The following is a 525-nucleotide window of genomic DNA, read 5'->3' on the forward strand; positions in this document are numbered from 1 at the left end:
GGTGATGCTGGTGAGTATCGTGCTGTTTTTCCTTGCGGCCAACGGGCATCTGCTCAGAAAGCTGCTGCGCGTGCTGTTCGAGGAAAGACGGCTTTCGCAAACGGCGCTGACGGCCATCGGCCAAGCGTGTCTTCGACCTCGTGATAGATTTTGGGACATCCCAGTCCCCAAAATCGACTCGGCCTTTGACAACCTATTGGTGCCCCAGCCGTCCTGGTCACCAAGCACTACGCAACAACTTCGCAAGCTCGTTGCTGCTCCGTACTTGGCTCCCATATGACTGGACGCCGCGTTCGGAGGCCTACTTTGTTTTCCCTCTGGCGCAAGGCACGCCGGGAAAACAGTGCGGCCTCGCGGCTACTGGGGTCTACCAGCCTTCGCTTCGCTCTCCATGGCTGGCAGCGGAAGCAGTCATTCGCCTCGATGAGCGCGGACATATCCTCAAATTCAATCCCATGGCGGAAAAGCTCTCCGGAATGTCGTCTGTGGAAGCCGAGGGAAAAGATGTGGACGATGTGTTTCGCC

The 525-nt window shown here is 57.7% G+C and carries 2 protein-coding genes; both read left to right on the forward strand.

Annotated features, from left to right (window positions below; translation table 11 throughout):
- Window positions 1–280, forward strand: a 280-nt coding sequence (locus tag ACOCD2_RS25895) for a hypothetical protein (RefSeq protein ID WP_419588813.1), incomplete at its 5' end; no start/stop codon positions are given.
- A 175-nt stretch (window positions 281–455) separates the two neighbouring features.
- A partial coding sequence (locus ACOCD2_RS25900) for a hypothetical protein (protein WP_419588814.1) occupies window positions 456–525 on the forward strand: 70 nt, incomplete at its 3' end.

It is taken from the genome of Thiolapillus sp., from assembly GCF_048562965.1.
In the GTDB taxonomy this organism is placed as follows: Bacteria; Pseudomonadota; Gammaproteobacteria; order Chromatiales; family Chromatiaceae; genus Thiolapillus; species Thiolapillus brandeum_A.